Origin of the sequence: Micromonospora sp., assembly GCF_048594385.1 — a bacterium.
Lineage (GTDB): Bacteria > Actinomycetota > Actinomycetes > Mycobacteriales > Micromonosporaceae > Micromonospora > Micromonospora wenchangensis.
Genome location: NZ_JBMDWU010000264.1, coordinates 1 through 2,091, shown reverse-complemented (window position 1 = coordinate 2,091; position 2,091 = coordinate 1). Strand labels below are relative to the sequence as shown.

Here is a 2,091-nt window from a genome sequence, read left to right as displayed (position 1 = left end):
TCCTCGCCACCGCCCACCCCCCCCACCACCCCCGCCACGTCGACCGGCGCGTGGGCGACCGTGGCGAACGCCACCGCGGTGGTCTGGTCGAAGTAGGTGAGCGGCTCGGCCGACCGCTGGTCGACCAGGTCGGCCAGCGGCTTCACCTCGCGGTACGTGGCGACGAAGCGGGCCTCGTCGACGGGCTCCCCGTCCAGGCTGATCCGTTCCCGGACGGTCTCCAGGTGCGGGCTGGTGTAGCGGCCGGTGTGCAGGCCGAAGGCCCGCAACAGCGAGTCGATCATCCGGGCCGTGGACGTCTTGCCGTTCGTCCCGGTGAGGTGGATCGACGGGTACGCCCGCTGCGGGCTCCCCAGCAGGTCGAGCAGCATCTCGATGCGGTCCAGCTCGAAGTGCATCCGGGTGAACCCGCGCGCGGCCAGCTCGGCGTCGACGGCGGCGAACTCGCCGCGCCCGGCCCCGGGCCGGCTGGTCTGATCGGTGCGGTCGGTCACGAGGGAAGCGCCTCCAGAGCGGCGTCGATGCGGACCAGGTCGGCCTCGGCCACCGCCAGCCGGTCGCGGATCTTCGCGACCACCGGCTCGGGCGCCTTCCCGACGAACGCCGGATTGTCGAGCTTCGCCCGGGCCTGCGCGACCTCCTTCTCGGCCGCCGCCCGGTCCTTCGTGAGCCGGGCCCGCTCGGCGGCCACGTCGATCGACCCCCGGGTGTCCAGCGCCACGCTGACCTCACCGGGCATGGCGAGGGTGGCGCTGGCCTGGAAGTCGTCGGCCGGGGCGTCCAGCCGGGCCAGCGAACGGATCAGCGGCTCGTGCGCGGCGATCTGGACCCCGGCCAGCCCGTCCAGCCGGGCGGCCACCCGCTGGGTGGGCCGCAGCCCCTGGTCGGAGCGGAACCGCCGGATCTCGGTCACCACCCGCTGAACGGTGCCGACCTCGCGCTCCGCGGCGTCGTCCACCAGCGCACGGTCGGCGGTCGGCCAGGCTGCCGTCATGACGGTCTCGCCGCCGGTCAGTGCCGTCCACAGCTCCTCGGTGACGAACGGAATCACCGGGTGCAGCAGCCGCAGCAACTGGTCCAGCACGTGCCCGAGCACCCGGCGGGTGGCGTCGGCGGCCGGCCCGCCCTCGGCGAGCACCGGCTTGGCCAGCTCCACGTACCAGTCGCAGACGTCGTCCCAGGCGAAGTGGTAGAGCAGGTCGCACACCTTCGCGAACTCGTACGCGTCGAACTGCTCGTCCACCTCGGCGGTGACGTGCGCCAGCCGGGACAGGATCCACCGGTCGACGGTGGAGAGCCCGTCGGCGGCCGGCAGCGGGCCGGTGGTGTGCGCGCCGTTGAGCAGCGCGAACCGGGTGGCGTTCCACAGCTTGTTGCAGAAGTTGCGGGAGCCCTGGCACCACTCCTCGCTGACCGGCACGTCCCCGCCCGGGTTCGCGCCCCGGGCCAGGGTGAACCGGGTCGCGTCGGCCCCGTACCGGTCGACCCAGTCCAACGGGTCGCCCACGTTGCCGAACGACTTCGACATCTTCTTGCCGTACTGGTCGCGGACCATGCCGTGCAGGGCGACCGTGTCGAACGGCTGCCGGCCGTCCATCGCGTACAGGCCGAACATCATCATCCGGGCGACCCAGAAGAAGAGGATGTCGTAGCCGGTGACCAGCACACTGGTCGGGTAGAACTTCGCCAGGTCCGGGGTCTGCTCCGGCCAGCCGAGGGTGGAGAACGGCCACAGGCCGCTGGAGAACCAGGTGTCCAGGACGTCCTCGTCCTGGTGCCAGCCCTCGCCGGTCGGCGGCGTCTCGTCGGGGCCGACGCAGACGATCTCGCCCGCCGGGCCGTACCAGACCGGGATGCGGTGGCCCCACCACAGCTGCCGGGAGATGCACCAGTCGTGCATGTTGTCGACCCAGGCGAAGTAGCGCTTGGCCAGCTCGGCCGGCTCGATCTTCACCCGGCCGTCGCGCACCGCGTCGCCGGCCGCCTTCGCCAGCGGGGTGGTGTTGACGAACCACTGCAACGACAGCCGCGGCTCGACCGTGGTACGACACCGCGAGCAGTGCCCCACCGCGTGCACGTACGGCCGCTTCT

General features: G+C 72.3%; 1 protein-coding gene and 1 pseudogene. Both read right to left on the bottom strand.

Annotated elements, in window-relative coordinates:
- Positions 1 to 398: pseudogene (locus ACOJTC_RS14165) on the bottom strand (dihydrofolate synthase); the annotation flags it as partial.
- A 92-nt stretch (positions 399 to 490) separates the two neighbouring features.
- Positions 491 to 2,091: class I tRNA ligase family protein (locus ACOJTC_RS14160; RefSeq protein WP_420117211.1), on the bottom strand; the 1,601-nt coding region annotated here is incomplete at its 5' end.